Genomic DNA, 17,862 nt, shown 5'->3' with positions numbered 1-17,862 from the left:
AATGTTTAACTTAAAGATAGGAGACTAAAATTATGATGCCTGTTAGAAGAACTCAAAGTTGGTTACCAAGTATCTTTAATGATTTCTTTGATAACGATTGGATGGTAAAAGCAAATGCTACTGCACCTGCAATTAATGTTTTGGAAACAGAAAAAGAATACAAAGTGGAATTGGCTGCTCCTGGTATGACGAAGGATGATTTCAATGTTCGCATTGATGAAGACAACAACCTCGTTATCAGCATGGAGAAGAAGGCTGAAAACAAGGAGGAAAAGAAAGACGGTCGCTATCTGCGTCGCGAATTCTCATACTCTAAGTTCCAGCAAACAATGATTCTACCGGACAATGTGGACAAAGAAAAAATTGCCGCATCCGTAGAACATGGTGTTTTAAACATCGAACTTCCGAAACTCTCTGAAGAAGAAGTGAAGAAGCCAAATCGGCAAATTGAAATAAAGTAATCTATATACCACCTAAAATGGTGGTAGAGTAATCTAAACAGCTCTTCTCATTTTTTGAGAAGAGCTGTTTTTGTATATACTCCCCACACAAGAACAACGTTTATTAATATAAAGAAAAAGAGAAGAATTATCAGGTTTATATTAAAAAAATTGAATATATTTGCAGTATTTTTAAGATAATATTAATAAAACTATTAAAACAAAACTTATGAAGAAGTTAGTATTTATTTTATTTGCCACTCTATTAATGGCGGGAAATTTATTTGCACAAAACAAACCGACAAAAGGTTCATGGAGTACAGAAGTCCAAATTAACCCCTTTGATCAGGATGGTGAAACTTTTAGTCTAGATGGTCTAAAAGTACGTTATTTCTTTAGTGATAAAGATGCTGTTCGATTAAAAATCGGAATCAAATCAATAAATTCAAAATATACAAACGATGAGTTCGATGAAGACACTGAAAGTAGTTATAACGAAGAATACAAATATAAAATGGGAAATTTTAATATCGACTTCGGTTATGAACGCCACTTTGACTTATGGAAAAGATTGGATGCATATGTAGGAGGTAGCATTGGATTTGGAAAGAATTTTGCATCTACAAAAGTTAAAGACTATTCAAAAACAATATCCAATACATCCAATGGAGAAGAAATAATTGAAACATCAAAAACAGGAGAACTAAAGAACGGTGCTATCGTCAGTGGAGATAATAGTGGCAATATATTCGAGCAAGCCCAAAGAGCAACATGGAACATCAACGCTGCTATTTTTGCAGGTGTAGAATTCTATATTTATAAAGGACTTTATATCGGAACAGAATTAGGACTTGGTTGTCAGTCAGCCAAAACACTGAAAATGGAATATGACGCAACCTCTATCACTAAAAACACCGTAAATGGTCAAACCACTACTCACGAAGATTCTATAAATGAAGAAACAACCGATAATTACCGGGTAACGAATTTTAAAACATACATCGAACCTAGATTACGTATTGGTATTACATTCTAAATAAGAATACTCTAAAAGAACAAAGGCGGGCAAAGATAAAGTCTTTTGCTCCGCCTTTGTTCTTTTAGAGTATTCTCTTTGCAACATAAGTACTAATTACTTATTTTTATGATAACTAAGCACCGCCCAAATATTGAAGACAACAACAAACAATAATAATATACCCAATTGTGGCAACAGGTCCACAAAACCACTCCCCTTTAAATACACCATTCGCATCACTTCCATAAAATAACGTAAAGGATTAAATAGTGTTATTAGTTGAGCCCATTCAGGCATACTAGTAATCGGTGTAAACAATCCACTCATCAAAATTACAACCAACAAACAGAACCACATAACAAACATAGACTGTTGCATCGTTGCCGAGTAGTTGGAAATAACAAGTCCGAAACCGGACATTACCAGAACGAAAAGAACTGCGAAAAAGTAAATCAATAGAAAATGACCGACTGGCACTATGCCATAAATTAACCAGGCTAATATGAAACATACAGTCAGCACCACAAAACCAATCAACCAGTAAGGCAGGAGCTTTGCCAAAATAAAGATAAACTTCGGAACCGGCGTCACATTGATTTGCTCAATCGTTCCTACTTCCTTCTCGCTAACTATATTCAATGCAGGTAAGAAACCACAAATCAGAGTCAATAACATGACCATCAATGCCGGAATCATATAGAGTTTATAGTTCAGATTCGGATTAAACAATCCCTGTGTATCAATGCCTATCGAAGGGAAAGAACCGGAGACTGTAGCAGTTGCAGGATATTCCGAACGCAGCTCGGCTGCATAATCATTAATAATAGAAGATAGGTAAGAACTCCCCAGCCCTCCTTTTGTCCCATTCACAGCATTGGCTGCTATCAGTATGTGGGTATCTTCGCCATTCATCCAATCCCGTTCCAGATGCCGCGGAATTTCCATCACAATATCCGCCGTTCCAATTTCAATATTCCGTAGGCCTTCTTCATACGAAGCCGGCACTTCCACCAGACGGAAATAGGTAGAGGCGGCAATCTTATTGACTAAACGTTGTGAAATAGCCGAATGGTCATTATCCACAATATTCAGCTGTATATTCTTGATTTCCAGGTTTACCGCCCAAGGCATCAACAGCATAATCATGCATGGAAATACAAGAATCAATTTCGGAAGAAACGAATTGCGAAGCAATTGTTTAAACTCTTTTTCTATCAGGAACTTTATCATAAATAATTCTTCCATTTATCAATCTGCCCATTAGCACACTGTATAGTATTCATGCAGCCAATTGGCATATCGACCTATTATTCCAATCTATACTTAAATTTCTTGATACTGATCGTAATAAGTACCGTCGCCATCAATAACAAGATACCAATCTCTTTATACACCAATGCAACTGGTACTCCTTCAATCATCAGTTTACGCACAGCCTGTATATACCAACGTGCCGGAAGTATATCCGAGATCCATTGAAGTATCACCGGCATACTCTCTATAGGGAAAATCATGCCCGATAAAAGCATTGTGGGCATCATCAGCATCAATCCGGAAACCAGCATGGCCGCAACCTGTGTACGTGTGACTGATGAAATCAATAAGCCCAATGCCAAGGATACGAAGATAAACAGCAAAGATACCGTGATTAACCAGAACAAACTTCCTACCACCGGAACATCTAACACAAAGACCGAAAGCAAAAGAATCGTTATCAGATTGACGAACGACAGCACAAAATAAGGTACAGCCTTTGCCAAAATAATAAATAGCGGCTTCACAGGTGAAACCAATAATACTTCCATCGTGCCTGTTTCTTTCTCACGAACAATGGAAATCGAGGTCATCATGGCGCAAATCAGCATCAGGATCAAGCCCATCACTCCCGGAACAAAGTTATAAGCACTCTTCATCTGCGGGTTGTAGAGCAATTTGATATCAGGAGTCAGGCGGGCAGCCGACATATTAGGGGGAATCATCTCCTGGCCTACCATAGAAACGATTCCTGTCGCATAATTAACTTGCGAAGTCGACATATTGGGATCTGTTGCATCTACTATCAGCTGTACACGAGCATCACCCGTATAGAGATCATCCGCAAACCGTTCGCTAAAGACAATCGCCATATCAACTTCATTCTTTAGGAAAGCAGCTTCCATTTCCTGGGGCGAATGAAAACGTGCAGTAACGGTGAAATACTCACTGGCATCCAAACGATCAATTATTTTTCGCGTTACCACATCATTAGAAGGGTCGAGCACCGCCAACCGAACATTCTTCACTTCCGTGCTGATAGCAAAACCGAATAGAATAATTTGCACGACAGGCATCCCCAACAAAATCAGCATGGTTCGCCGGTCACGGAAAATATGATAAAACTCTTTCTTTATAAAAGCTATAAACTGTCTCATAATCAATCTGCTTTGCGCACCGCACCGCGGGCTAATTTCTGAAAAACGTCATCCATCGTTTCCGCACCGAATTGTTGTTTCAGACGGGCAGGTGTATCAAGTGCTTTTATCTGACCGTCCACCATGATAGATATCCGGTTGCAATATTCTGCTTCATCCATATAATGGGTAGTGACAAACACGGTAATACCCTGATCGGCTGCCTGATAGATCAATTCCCAGAACTGTCTCCTCGTAGCAGGATCTACTCCGCCGGTCGGCTCATCCAGAAAAACGATTCTCGGTTCATGAAATATTGATACTGAAAAAGCCAATTTCTGTTTCCATCCCACCGGAAGACTCTTCACCAGAGTATCCCGTTCGGCAGTAAGCTCCAAACGATCCAACAATTCTTCTGTCTTCCGTTCTATGTCTTGTTCCTTCATACCATAAATTCCGGCAAACAGACGGATATTCTCCCACACTTTCAGATCTTCATATAGCGAAAACTTTTGGCTCATATATCCGATATGTTTCTTAACTTGTTCGGCCTCCCAATAAATATCATATCCTGCCACTTTTCCGATGCCTGATGTCGGTTTACTTAATCCGCAAAGCATACGCATAGCTGTCGTCTTTCCTGCTCCATTAGCACCCAGAAAGCCAAATATCTCGCCCCGGTTCACCTGAAAGGAGATATGATCTACTGCGGTAAAATCTCCAAAACACTTTGTCAACTGTTCCACTTCAATGACCGGAGCTACTTCATGCTTCACTTCCTCCCGCTCCAAAGAAGGAGGGCAAAGGATAGACGCAAATTGATGAAGAATACGTTCGGGAGTATCAATGCCATGAATCTGTCCATGATTGATGAAAGCAATCCGGTCACATTGCCGGGCCTCATCCATGATGGGAGTAGAAACGACAATGGTAATCCCCTGTTCCCGTAAGTTTCGGAGCATTTGCCAGAATTCCTTACGCGACACGGGATCTACTCCGGTAGTGGGTTCATCCAGAAATAAAATATCCGGTTTATGAATCAAAGCACAGCTCAATGCCAGTTTCTGCTTCATACCACCTGACAAAGCCCCTGCCCTTCTTTTCCTGAACGGTTCTATCTGTTGGTAGATATCTTTAATTAAATCATAATTCTCCTGAACTGTCGTATGGAACACGGTAGCAAAAAACTCCAGATTCTCTTCTACCGAAAGATCCTGGTAAAGTGAAAAACGACCGGGCATATATCCCACTTTCGTACGAATCTGTTTATAATCCGTTACCACATCCAGCCCGGCAACCATGGCCGTTCCTTTATCCGCCAGCAACAAAGTAGTCAGAATACGGAATAAGGAACTCTTACCGGCACCATCAGGCCCTATCAGACCAAAGATTTCTCCCCGTTCCACAACGAAAGAAACTTCTTTCAGCGCCTCCACTGTTCCATAGTTCTTGCCGACTTCTTTCACAACCACTATGGGTTCTCCCTTTTCCATCTCCTCTCCTTTAATTTTTAATCATTAATTTTCAATGTCACTCCTCCGTACATACCAATCTTCAATGCTCCGTCATTCTTCACGGCTATTTTCACTGCATATACCAGATTAGCACGTTCGTTTTTCGTCAAAATCGTTTTGGGAGTGAACTCCGAACGGTCGGAAATCCAGGTCACTACCCCCGGATAAGCTTTCTGCTCCGAGTTTCCATAATCGGCATACACAGTTACCTCATCTCCCAGTTTCACTTGCGACAACTGTTCGGAGGTAATGTAAGCCCTCAAATACATGCGATCCACTTCAGCCACTTTAAACAGCGGTTTACCTATCGCCGCCAATTCACCGGCTTCTGCATATTTTGCCAATACTGTACCTTCGATAGGCGACTGGACATGACATTTAGCTAACTGATCCTCCATCTGTGCAACCTGTATGGCAACCGAATTTCCTTGTTCTATCAGGCTATTTGTACTATTCTGCAATGATGATTCCTGTGCGACAAGCTGCCTTTCAAGCAATTTGACTTGTGCATCCCAGTCGTCCAACTGTTTCTGATTCGCCGCTCCAGCGGCAAGCAGGTTTTCCACGCGTTTCTTTTCACGTTCAGCTGTTGCTATTTGCTGTTTGGTAGCAGCTATCTGTTTAGCAAGATCCGGACGTTGGCTTTCCACAGATTTCATACTGGCCTCCAGTTGTAATTTCTTCAAATACAATTGCACCGTATCCACCAGTCCAATCTCCTCACCTGCTTTCAGTCTTGTCCCCTCTTCTACCTCCAGTCGCAACAACTTTCCGGCAGCTTCGGCAGAGACTATCACTTCTGTGGCTTCAAACGTGCCGGTTGCATCATAGCTGGGTATTCCCTTACCACAAGCAGCCAACATTATCAATGCCACTCCAACCATTCCTATCTTTGTCATTCGTTCCATATCTAAAGAAGTTATATTAATCATTCGTAGTATATTTCAATTGATAAATTCCCATTAACCGTTGAATTTCATGCAACGCTTTCGACTGACGTGCCAAACTCTCATTGGTCAATTCCCGAAGCATCTCGGTCACCGTCAATGTTCCATTCGCCACTTTAGCCTCTGCCGATTTGCGAATATTGGTACGCAAACGGATAATCTCATCATCATCCTGCATTTGCTTTTCCAATGATTGGATGGCCTGATCCTGTTGTGTCATCTCCAATCTTGTATTAAAAAGAAATACATCCCGGTTATTATCCAATTGCCGGCGTTTATTTTCAATTACCTTCCGGTCATTCTTCAAGGTGTACAAACTACCGAAATTCCATGAAAGGCGAACACCCGCAATATAGTAAGGAGAAAATTCATTTTTCAGCATATTCAGTCCGGGGTTTCCATAAGCTCCCTGCACAAACAATCCGAACTGTGGAAGATGACGCACATTCAAAGCTTTCTCCTGTACTTGTAATCCGACTCCTTGCGCATTAAACAAAGACAATTCCGGACGACGAATCTCACTGACAGCCGAAATCTCATCTTGAGGAACAGGTTTCTCCAAAACCGTTTCCTGCGACAACTTCTCTCCTACCAGAAGTGAAAGCATCTTCAAATATGCCATACGCGACGAAACCAATTCAACTCTTTTCTGCTTTGTATTCAACTGCTCCACTTTTACAGCATCCAAATCGGCCTGATTGGCAATGCCATTTTCTACGTAGGCAGTAATCTGGCGATAATTTCTCTCCAGTTCATCTTGCAACAATGCATTCTGTTTCAGCTGCTCGTCCAACAAAAGAATTCCAAAATAAAGGTCATTTACACGACTATTCAGCGCATACATATCCACATTCAGCTTTTCTTTCTCTATCTCCGCTTCCGCAGTCGTTTGTTTCTTCTGCATCCGGATTCCTCCGCCATCCCAGATTTTCTGTTGTAACTCCAACATCACCTGATATTGATCTTTCGGCAGTCCTTTCAAATCCACTCCGGGAAGCTTCACCGGAATTTCTGTTACCTCACTCTGATAAGAAGCTTTAGCCGAAAGGGCAAACTGTGGCAAATATCCTTTTGCCGCATTCTCAAGATTATATTCCTTTGTTTTCTCCACCAGACCATACTGATGTACCAACGGATAATTTTCCTGCGTCTTCCGTTGACATTCTTCCAACGTTATCTGCGCATGTATTCCCGATACAAACAATAAAAAGGAGAAACTGAAAAACATTCTTTTCATACACATCATTTCTTTAATTTTTTCAAAGGACAAAGATAGAGGTTTCAAAAATACATTCACATTCCGATAGTTAGTAAAAATGTTCCAATAGTTCAATAAAGAGAAAGAATAAAAGGCTATTTGCTGATTTTTATTATCTTTGGCGGAAAAACAGATAGAAATGGAAAAGAAAATACCATTGAACATAGGTCTCGAAATCTTAGTAAATCCGGATGTCGTCCGATTTAACGAATTTCGTTTTATATCTCCGCATTTCGGATTCGTAAACAGCTTCGCCAAAATAGAATCCAATCTTATCACAGTGGATCAACCTTACCGTATCAAAGAGGGACGTATTGCAGTCATCAAACAGGGATATGCACGCGTATTAATCAACCTGATAGAAGAAACTTTTCAGCCGGACAAGCTATTAGTAATTGTTCCGAATTCCATTCTTCAGATTATAGAAGTCTCTCCGAATTTTGATATGCAGATGGTAGGCATGGATGCAGAATTTCTTTCTATAGCCGGAAAAGACAATTTCTTCACTCATCTTTCACAGTTACAGAAAAACCTCATATTATCTCTGACCTCACATGAATACGACTTGTTTAAGAGTTACTTTGCTTTAATATGGAATATATTACAAGAACCAACGTTCCGACGGGAAGCTACTCAATATCTACTAATCAGTCTTTTGTGCAATATAGAGTATCTTGTCAAAAACAACAATCAAAAAGAACAAAGTTGTCAGACACATCAGGAAGAGATTTTCCAGCGTTTCATTTCTTTAGTCAATGCTTATAGCAAGAGAGAACGTAATGTTAGTTTTTATGCGGATAAGCTATGTCTCACTCCTCGTTATCTTAATACTATCATCCGCCAAACCAGTCAACAAACAGTAATGGACTGGATAAACCAGTCCATTATATTAGAAGCTAAAGTATTGCTAAAACATAGCAATCTGCTTGTTTATCAAATTTCTGATGAGTTGAACTTCCCTAATCCTTCTTTTTTCTCGAAGTTCTTTAAGCGAATGACAGGAATGACACCACATGAATATCAATTCTCGAAATAAAATTTATTTCGAGAATTCCTTAATTCTTTGCTCTTCTTCCAACTTGCAGATCAATAATGTGTTATCTTTCTCTGCAATGATATATCCATCCAAGCCTTGAATAACTACTCGTTTTTCTTCGCTGGCATGCACAATACAATTTTTGCTTTCGTACAAACGGATATCGGTTCCTACGGTTGCATTTCCAGACTTATCCTGTGGAAGCAAACCGCGAAGTGCTCCCCATGTACCCAGATCTGACCAGCCAAAAGAAGCGGGAAGTACATAAATCTCCTGTGCTTTCTCCATCACTGCATAGTCAATAGAAATGCTTTCGCAAGTAGGGAATAACTTCTTGATCGTTTCATTTTCTTTCTCTGTATAGAAATCGGGGAAAATGCGATCGAAAATTTGTGCGATGCCCGGAGCATATACACGCATCACGGAAGTAATAGTACGCACATTCCATACAAAGATTCCCGCATTCCAGAAGAAATTGCCTTCTGCCAGATACTTTTCGGCAGTTTCTTTATCCGGTTTTTCCTTAAATGCATCTACGGTGTAAATTTCTTTATCTGTCTGGAGCTGATCGGCAGCAGCAATATATCCGTATCCGGTTTCCGGACGAGTTGGCCGGATACCTATCGTTACAATGGCGCTGCCATCATCTGTGAAACGAAGGGCTTTCTCCATCACTCTACGGAATTCTCCTGTATCAATGACTAATGCATCCGAAGGAGTTACTACAATGTTAGCATTCGGATGTTTTTTCTTGATCTTCCAGCAAGCAAAAGCAATGCAGGGCGCAGTATTGCGCGCACAAGGCTCCGCCAAAATATTACTTTCCGGAATTTCCGGCAACTGCTCCCGAACAATATCAATGTATTTTTCAGAAGTTACGACCCACATATTTTCCCTAGGGCAAACACCGTCGAAACGATCTGCCGTCAACTGAATCAGCGACCGGCCACATCCCATTACATCAATAAATTGTTTAGGACATTCCGGAGTGCTCATCGGCCAGAAGCGGCTCCCTATGCCACCAGCCATTATTACAACATGATTATCCATACCTGTTATTCTCCTGTTAAAAAAATATTCTTTAAAATAGGTGTGCAAGGTACTTCAAAATGTCCAAATCTACAAGAAAAACAGAACACTTTTGTCATAATCCGATAGAATCTCCTATTATCAGAAAGTGATAGTGCAAGAACTTCCCCATTGGATACTGGTTTTGTTTTCCGTATTCCACAAACATTCACGAGCCGTCAACAAGCGCTGATCCACATCCATGGTAACTACAATAAAAGAAAGTAGACGTTCGTCAGAAGAAGAATATTCACCTTTCATAGGGGAGTCTACCCGGAAAACAGGTAAATCAATTGTTCCATTTACCCCATTCCAGGTATAAAATTCATTGTAATTCTTATCTCCATGAAAGTAAGCCTTAATCATAGAATGAGAATGGATAAACTGCTCCAGCTTTTCCCAATTCTTTGTGGCTTTCTTTTTGACATCAGTCACCAGACAGGTATCTGCCAACAAATTCTGAAAATTATCTACTGAATTGATCGTATGCTTACCGTTCGGATTCGTAAAATGCTTGGTATCGGCAATGGGAGGATCGTGGGTAAATAAAATAACAGGAGTAATCGTATCGGTTCCTATTTCCTGATCGAACCATTGACGCATATATGCATCAGGCCACATTCCCATAAAAACAAACCGTACCCCGTCCTTTACAAAGGAATAATGCACCTTATCCGTTTGATAATTAAAAGTCTCCGCCGTACGTTCCACCGCAGGGCGCATCATCCGGTTGAAAATACCGGCAGCACTGGATGCATCTTTTTCAGGAGATAAAACCTTGGGATAACCTATCGCATTAGAAATATCGTGATTACCCGGTACCAGATACAAAGGAGAACTTATCGATGAATCCCAATCACTGCAAAATTGACTCCATGATGTAGTAGCAGATTGAACTCCTTCTTCCATCCGATTGGCAATATCACCCGTACAAACAACAAAATCAGGAGAACCGAATTTTATTCCTGCGCCCACCCCACTATCTTCCGGCAGCCGAGTTTCAGAAAGCAATTTGAAGGTTGCCAACATAGCACGACTTACCTCATCACTTCCCACTTCTTTTCCCCGAAATTCACGTTCAAGACCATAATGTACGTCTGAACAATATATAAAACGAAGAATTCTTCCTTCGTCTGCTCCGGCAGCGGTGCAGCTAAAAAGAAGAATTCCCGTAAATAATAAAAGGATTAGCTTTCTCATTCCTTACAATTATAATCTTACCATTCTATTTTTGTACTTAGTCCGGCAGTGGTGCTATTACTCTCACCTTGAGTGGCTTTCATCATATACCATTCAGCACCGTTATCCTTACGGGCATACGCCATTCCCTCTGTTTCTCCATTGTATTTAGGTGTTTCTCCCCAAACCTCTTCACCGGCATCCGTTAGATTCTTAAATACGTCTATGGCAGTTTCTTCCGGTGAAAGAAGCTCAATCTTCACAGATTTTTTAGCGGAGAGTCCACTTGTAAAGCCTGTAGAATAATCCGCTTGATCCGAAAGAAGCACTAAAAAACCATGAGACTGTATTTTAGTTCCTTCGGGAGCTATATAAACAATATCCCCATCATCTTTTTTAATCTTTACTCCGGTTATATCCAGTTCACGACCTGTACTATTATACAACTCAATATATTTGGGTTTATTACCATCCAACTCATTCAGCACCAATCCAGTATAATCAATATCGGAAGGTCCTTCAGGTTCCATAACTTTATTAACCGTTCCTTTAGTAGCTTTCAATACAACAGTCCATTCTCCCGTACCGTCAGGAATACGTGAATAACTTCCTCCCACTTCATGTTTACCTCCATCACCAAATTCCGCATCCTTATCAAATTTGTCTATATCTTTACCAGAGGGCATTTGCAAAGTGATAGAAACAGATTTAGTATTTGATATTCCTTGAGTAAAATCAACGCCTTTGACTTTCAGCAAATATGCTTTACCGGCAATGGTTGTACCTTCCCCAAACGTATAAATAACCTCCGAAACACCTTCCTCATCAGTTTTCACCAGTTTAACGCCATTGAGATTAATTGTTGTATTGGAAGTATTATAAATCTCAATCCAATCTTCTTCACTTGCATTCCCATCGTTTCCACAAATTTCATTCAATACCAATCCTGAATAATCAATATCAGTAGGAATTTCCGGTTCCGAGTCATCTTTACACCCAACTAAAGCCAAAGCACAAAGTGTGCTCATCAGCAAAAACTTTTTCATAATCATCTTTTTTTAGTTTATATCGTTATTCGCGTTTAAAAAGAAATCATTGTACGCAACTGAAATACATTAAAATCGATTCCTGAAGGCATTACTTCACTTAAAGGTTTACCTCCTTTGGTAATTTGTCCTTTAGAGTCGGCATATTTATCATTATTCATATAAATGTAATTCAGTCCAATCACCACATTACGTACAGGATACCAGTTCAACGAAGCAGAATAGCTAGTTGCCTTACCTCCTGTAATATACGCAGCCGGATCATGGAAATCATTCATATTTATATTACTGATACGAGCCGCAACTTCCAAATTCCCCCCTTTACGACGCATTTTCATTGGACCAAATTCCGCCTCATCCGGGGAGTATTGACGGTTTTCTCCCAATATCATATAAGATGCCGTAGCATACCAACCATTAAATACTGCATTTTTCAAATCAGTCTTTTGATTATTAGCACCATAGGTATAGCGGGATATGTTGTTATAAATATATTCTCCATAAGTCAGCAACTTACGATAACGGAATCCCAGTTCAAAGCCTGTAGTATAATAATGATTGACATTCGAAATCTCGGCTTGCACAAATCGGCGACGGTCTACCCTGCTCTCCGGAAAAGTCCGGAAAAGAACCGTCTTATCCTCCAGCCCTGAACCGGAAGGTGTCTGATAGTTAAAGTATCCGCCGACATGAATCGTCATATCTTCATTGTAAATAGGCGACACTGCTACACGGGTAGCCAGCGCATAACCGTCATTCCCTCTATTACGCTCTTTCTGAATGATATCCACTTCCCTACCAAATACTCCAGCGGAAGCCCACCAATGTTTTCCCCAACCAGTTCCGGCAAGTCCCAGACGGCGCCCGTCAGCAAAAGCTTCCACTGCCATCGGACGTTCCGAAGCCATCAGATATTTAGAACTTGTTGTGCGTTCCATACTCATCGGAACTTTAAAATTTCCCGCCTTTACAAAGAAATGATTATTAAATTTATAGCCCAGATACATATCTTTTATTTCCACTTCATTGTAAGCGAAATCCAGATCCAGTTCTGCAAACCATTTTTTGTATAAAGTGGCTTTCACACCGAAACGTGCACGACGAATACTCACCCCGTTACTAAAACGGAATTGATTGTCATCGTCCTCCAGATCCTTGTTCGTTTTGGATGTCAGATCATCCACATTCGATGTGGGCGAATAAACCGCTGCATCCAAATAAATTCGATTATCAAACCATAAATGAAAGTTTTCATTTTTAGAAGCAAAGTGAAGTTTTCCACTCTCAAAATAAGCCTTTACAGGTATCTTACCCGATTCATCTTCCCAACCGGAAGTCGTGTTTTGTCCCCATACTGAAGTAAATGCCAACAGACCGGCAACCAGAATCATGTTTCTTTTTCTCATATCGTATCTCTATCGTTTTGCAGGCGCAAAGTAAACGACATGGAAATACAAATGAATGACAGAGTTATTACATTTCTACAACAACAAAGGCCGCTCCCGAATAACAGGAACGGCCTTACCATTTTCATTTCAATGTGATGTCAGCCTCTTTTCAAAAAGATGACATTCTGCTTATTTATACTCTGCCCAGCTCTTGATAGCTATATCATCCACACTCATCGTACAGAAGGCATTGATAAATGCACTAGCCAGACGGGCATTTGTAATCAACGGTATATTCAAGTCAATGGCAGCACGACGGATTTTATACCCATTACTTAATTCTCCGGCTGTCAGATTCTTCGGGATATTGACTACCATGTCGATCTCCTTGCGATGAAGCATCTCCAATGCTTGCGGATGTCCCTCCTCACTCGGCCAATAGACATGAGTACTTTCAATTCCATTCTCTGCAAGCGTTTTGTGTGTACCACCCGTTGCAAAGAGTTTGTATCCCTTATTCACCAACATACGGGCCGCATCCATCATATCGGCTTTCTGTTTCATTGTTCCCGTAGACAGCAGGATATTCTTCTTCGGAATACGATAGCCCACGGAAAGCATAGCTTTGAGTACGGCACAGGAAGTATCCATTCCGATACAACCCACTTCACCGGTAGAAGCCATATCTACTCCCAACACCGGATCGGCCTTCTGCAAGCGGTTGAAGGAGAATTGGGAAGCCTTGATTCCCACATAATCCAGTTCGAAGAGATTCTTTTCCGGTTTCTCTACAGGCAGACCGAGCATTACTTTCGTTGCCAGCTCGATAAAGTTGATCTTCAACACTTTGCTGACAAACGGGAAAGAACGACTGGCACGCAGATTACATTCAATCACCTTGATATCGTTGTCTTTCGCCAGATACTGAATATTAAACGGACCGGAGATATTCAAAGCCTTAGCAATCTCACGGCTGATACGCTTAATACGGCGAACAGTTTCTACATACAGCTTTTGCGGCGGGAACTGAATCGTTGCGTCGCCGGAATGTACTCCCGCAAATTCGATATGCTCACTTATAGCGTATGCTACAATTTCTCCATTCTGCGCCACCGCATCCATTTCCACTTCCTTGGCGTGTTCGATAAACTGGCTTACTACCACCGGATGTTTCTTCGATACATTAGCTGCCAGTCTCAAGAAACGTTCCAATTCTTCCTGGTTGGAACAAACATTCATCGCAGCTCCCGAAAGCACATAAGACGGACGAACAAGTACGGGGAAACCTACCTCTTCAACGAACTCCTGAATGTCATCCATAGAAGTCAATTCACGCCAACGGGGCTGATCCACACCGATACGGTCAAGCATGGCAGAGAATTTCTCACGATCTTCGGCATTATCAATACTCTTGGCACTCGTGCCTAGAATATTGATCTTCTGTGCATCCAGACGCAAAGCAAGGTTATTTGGAATCTGGCCGCCGGTAGATACAATTACCCCATGCGGATTCTCCAGTTCCAGAATATCCATCACACGTTCAAAAGTCAATTCATCAAAGTACAAACGGTCGCACATATCATAGTCCGTAGATACGGTTTCAGGATTATAGTTAATCATGACACTGCGCCATCCCTCTTTGCGAATGGTATTCAAAGCCTGTACGCCACACCAGTCGAATTCTACGGAAGAACCGATACGATAAGCACCGGAACCCAATACGACGATGGATTTATGGTCGCCCAGATAACGCACATCATTTGCTACACCGCTATAAGTAAGATACAGATAATTGGTTTGTGCCGGGTATTCGGCTGCCAACGTATCGATCTGTTTCACTACCGGAAGAATGCCTGCCTCTTTACGGTGTTTGCGGATATAAAGAATTCCATCTTCCATATCACCTTCGTAACCGATGGCACGGGCAATCTGAAAATCGGAGAAACCTTGAACCTTAGCTTTACGAAGCAATTCGTTCGGCAAATCGGCAATCTGTTTATGATTGTTTCCCCAACTATGCAGTTCTTCAGAAGTCTTCATGATATTCATCAACTTCTGCAAGAACCATTTATCAATCTTAGTCAATTCATGCACCTGATCGATGGTGTAGCCGGCACGAAACGCTTTCGAGATCACGAAAATACGTTTATCGGTCGGTTCGCGCAAGGCTTTGTCAATGTCGGAAATAACCAATTCTTTGTTCTCCACAAAACCATGCATTCCCTGTCCGATCATACGAAGACCTTTCTGGATAGCTTCTTCAAAAGTGCGTCCGATAGCCATCACTTCACCCACAGATTTCATAGAAGAACCCAACTCTTTATCTACACCGTGGAATTTACCTAAATCCCAACGAGGAATCTTACATACGACATAATCCAATGCCGGTTCGAAGAAAGCGGAAGTAGTCTTGGTTACAGAGTTCTTCAGGTCGAAGAGTCCATAACCCAATCCCAATTTGGCAGCAACGAAAGCCAGCGGATAACCGGTTGCCTTAGATGCCAAAGCCGATGAACGGGAAAGGCGGGCATTTACTTCGATCACCCGGTAATCTTCGGATTCGGGATCGAAGGCATATTGTACGTTACATTCACCCACGATACCGATATGGCGGATGATACGTATTGCCAATTCCCGAAGTTTATGATACTCTTTATTGGTAAGCGTCTGTGAAGGAGCAATAACGATAGACTCACCAGTATGGATACCCAGCGGATCGAAGTTTTCCATATTACAAACGGTGATACAGTTATCGAAACGGTCACGTACCACTTCATATTCCACTTCTTTCCAGCCGCGAAGTGATTTCTCCACTAATACCTGTGGGGAGAAAGAGAATGCTTTTTCTACCAGCACATCCAGCTGTTGTTCATTATCACAGAAACCGGACCCCAAGCCTCCTAACGCATAAGCGGCACGAACAATTACAGGATAACCCAGTTCTTTTGCTGCGCGACGTGCATCTTCCACATTTTCTACGGCTTCACTCTTGATGGTTTTTACATTGATCTCATTCAATTTATGAACAAAAAGTTCACGGTCCTCGGTATCCATAATGGCCTGTACCGGAGTACCCAGCACTTTCACATTATATTTTTCAAGAATACCTTCTTTATACAATGCTACTCCACAGTTTAGAGCTGTCTGACCACCGAACGCCAGCATAATACCTTCCGGTTTTTCTTTCTGGATCACTTTCTCTACGAAATACGGAGTCACCGGAAGAAAGTAAATTTGATCTGCCACTCCTTCGGAAGTCTGTACCGTAGCAATATTCGGATTGATAAGAATGGTTTCAATCCCCTCTTCTTTCAAGGCTTTAAGTGCCTGTGAACCGGAATAGTCAAATTCACCAGCCTCACCGATTTTCAGGGCACCTGAACCCAATAGCAATACTTTCTTTATATTTTCTTTCATTGTTACAATAGTTTTACAAATTCGTCGAACAGGAATTCCGTATCCGTAGGTCCACTCGCAGCTTCCGGGTGGAATTGCGCAGAGAACCAAGGATTCTTTTTATGTTTGATTCCCTCATTGGATCCATCGTTCATATTGATGAACAACGGTTCCCAATCTGCACTCAACGTATTATTATCTACCGCATAACCGTGATTTTGTGAAGTGATGAAACAACGTTCTGTACCTACCATACGCACCGGCTGGTTGTGGCTACGATGTCCGTATTTCAATTTATAAATCTTGGCTCCGCCCGCTTTTGAAAGCAACTGATTACCCATACAGATGCCGAAGATAGGCAATTTTTCATTTGCCATCGCCTTACGTATATTCTGCACCGCAGCATCACAAGTATCCGGGTCACCCGGTCCGTTGGAGATAAATAACCCGTCAAATTCGAGTCCGTTATAATCATAATCCCAAGGTACACGAATCACTTCTACATTACGTTTCAGCAGACAACGAATAATATTTGTCTTTACACCGCAATCTACCAGGACAACCTTCTTAAATTGAGAATTGAAAGTTGAGAATTGAGAATTAAGCTGCGCATAAGAACTATTTACGGAGAAAGTTTGTGAAGTTCCGGCAGGAAGATAACAAATAATCTCTTTGCAAGATACACGATCTACATAATTGACGCCTGCGTATGCTGCTTCAGGCACATTATCCGGTTCATCATCGAAAACGATTTTTCCCATCATTACTCCATGTTCACGAAGAACCTTAGTCAGTTCGCGCGTATCAATGCCTGTGATACCGGGAATCTGCTCACGTTTCAACCAATCAGCAAGACTTTCCACCGCATTCCAGTGGCTGTATTCATAAGAATAGTCACTTACGATAATCGCTTCCGCGTGGATTTTCTCACTTTCCATGAAAGTGGCAAGTCCATTCGGTTCGATGGTAAAAGGAGGAACACCGTAGTTACCTACCAAAGGATAGGTAAGCGTCATCAACTGTCCGGCATAGGAAGGGTCAGTGAGGCTCTCCGGATATCCGGTCATGGCAGTATTAAAAACTACTTCGCCTGCCACCGGCTTCTCGTAGCCAAACGACTTACCGGAAAACCGGCTCCCGTCGTCAAGGATTAATGTCACATTTCTCATTCTTATTATTGAA

14 protein-coding genes are annotated in these 17,862 nt (G+C 41.4%); 3 read left to right on the top strand and 11 right to left on the bottom strand.

Annotated elements, in window-relative coordinates; all coding sequences use genetic code 11:
- The first annotated feature begins 32 nt into the window (after nt 1–32).
- On the top strand, nt 33–461 hold the full coding sequence (locus ACNOGP_RS13200) for an Hsp20/alpha crystallin family protein (protein WP_272719434.1): 429 nt from the start codon (nt 33–35) through the stop codon (nt 459–461).
- 208 nt (nt 462–669) lie between these two features.
- Nucleotides 670–1,476 carry a hypothetical protein gene (locus tag ACNOGP_RS13195; protein WP_272719433.1) on the top strand — a complete coding sequence of 269 codons (807 nt, stop codon included), beginning with the start codon at nt 670–672 and terminating at the stop codon, nt 1,474–1,476.
- Between the two features lie 96 nt (nt 1,477–1,572).
- Here ACNOGP_RS13195 and ACNOGP_RS13190 read toward each other — a convergent pair whose 3' ends face one another.
- The 5 genes from ACNOGP_RS13190 to ACNOGP_RS13170 form a co-directional block, all read right to left on the bottom strand.
- Nucleotides 1,573–2,688, bottom strand: a complete 1,116-nt coding sequence (locus tag ACNOGP_RS13190; RefSeq protein ID WP_418214761.1) for an ABC transporter permease — start codon at nt 2,686–2,688, stop codon at nt 1,573–1,575.
- A gap of 77 nt (nt 2,689–2,765) precedes the next feature.
- Nucleotides 2,766–3,869 (bottom strand): ABC transporter permease, encoded by a 1,104-nt coding sequence (locus ACNOGP_RS13185; RefSeq protein WP_004300010.1) that lies wholly within the window; start codon nt 3,867–3,869, stop codon nt 2,766–2,768.
- 2 nt (nt 3,870–3,871) lie between these two features.
- A complete protein-coding gene (locus ACNOGP_RS13180) occupies nt 3,872–5,341 on the bottom strand; it encodes an ATP-binding cassette domain-containing protein (RefSeq protein ID WP_418212996.1) in 1,470 nt (489 codons plus the stop codon).
- A 17-nt stretch (nt 5,342–5,358) separates the two neighbouring features.
- A complete protein-coding gene (locus ACNOGP_RS13175; RefSeq protein WP_418212995.1) occupies nt 5,359–6,270 on the bottom strand; it encodes an HlyD family secretion protein in 912 nt (303 codons plus the stop codon).
- A gap of 16 nt (nt 6,271–6,286) precedes the next feature.
- Nucleotides 6,287–7,546, bottom strand: a complete 1,260-nt coding sequence (locus tag ACNOGP_RS13170) for a TolC family protein (RefSeq protein ID WP_418212994.1) — start codon at nt 7,544–7,546, stop codon at nt 6,287–6,289.
- Between the two features lie 160 nt (nt 7,547–7,706).
- Between ACNOGP_RS13170 and ACNOGP_RS13165 the strand changes: the two genes are divergently transcribed.
- On the top strand, nt 7,707–8,603 hold the full coding sequence (locus ACNOGP_RS13165; RefSeq protein ID WP_418212993.1) for a helix-turn-helix domain-containing protein: 897 nt from the start codon (nt 7,707–7,709) through the stop codon (nt 8,601–8,603).
- Nucleotides 8,604–8,606: 3 nt separating this feature from the next.
- On the opposite strand, the gene ACNOGP_RS13160 is transcribed toward ACNOGP_RS13165, so the two are convergent.
- The 6 genes from ACNOGP_RS13160 to carA all read right to left on the bottom strand — a co-directional run bounded on the left by ACNOGP_RS13160 (nt 8,607) and on the right by carA (nt 17,849).
- Nucleotides 8,607–9,653 (bottom strand): mannose-1-phosphate guanylyltransferase, encoded by a 1,047-nt coding sequence (locus ACNOGP_RS13160; protein WP_004325717.1) that lies wholly within the window; start codon nt 9,651–9,653, stop codon nt 8,607–8,609.
- 120 nt (nt 9,654–9,773) lie between these two features.
- Nucleotides 9,774–10,871 carry a metallophosphoesterase family protein gene (locus tag ACNOGP_RS13155; RefSeq protein ID WP_195476778.1) on the bottom strand — a complete coding sequence of 366 codons (1,098 nt, stop codon included), beginning with the start codon at nt 10,869–10,871 and terminating at the stop codon, nt 9,774–9,776.
- Between the two features lie 17 nt (nt 10,872–10,888).
- Nucleotides 10,889–11,896, bottom strand: a complete 1,008-nt coding sequence (locus tag ACNOGP_RS13150; protein ID WP_418212992.1) for a lamin tail domain-containing protein — start codon at nt 11,894–11,896, stop codon at nt 10,889–10,891.
- 35 nt (nt 11,897–11,931) lie between these two features.
- On the bottom strand, nt 11,932–13,302 hold the full coding sequence (locus ACNOGP_RS13145) for an OprO/OprP family phosphate-selective porin (protein ID WP_229092554.1): 1,371 nt from the start codon (nt 13,300–13,302) through the stop codon (nt 11,932–11,934).
- A gap of 171 nt (nt 13,303–13,473) precedes the next feature.
- Nucleotides 13,474–16,701 (bottom strand): carbamoyl-phosphate synthase (glutamine-hydrolyzing) large subunit, encoded by a 3,228-nt coding sequence (carB, locus tag ACNOGP_RS13140; protein ID WP_418212991.1) that lies wholly within the window; start codon nt 16,699–16,701, stop codon nt 13,474–13,476.
- A 2-nt stretch (nt 16,702–16,703) separates the two neighbouring features.
- Nucleotides 16,704–17,849, bottom strand: coding sequence for a glutamine-hydrolyzing carbamoyl-phosphate synthase small subunit (carA, locus tag ACNOGP_RS13135; RefSeq protein ID WP_418212990.1), 1,146 nt, complete (start codon nt 17,847–17,849; stop codon nt 16,704–16,706).
- Nucleotides 17,850–17,862: the final 13 nt, after the last annotated feature.

This window comes from Bacteroides difficilis, from assembly GCF_048319815.1.
Lineage (GTDB): Bacteria > Bacteroidota > Bacteroidia > Bacteroidales > Bacteroidaceae > Bacteroides > Bacteroides zhangwenhongii.
The sequence above is the reverse complement of the archived record's forward strand: the minus strand, read 5'-3'. Positions and strand labels throughout refer to the sequence as shown.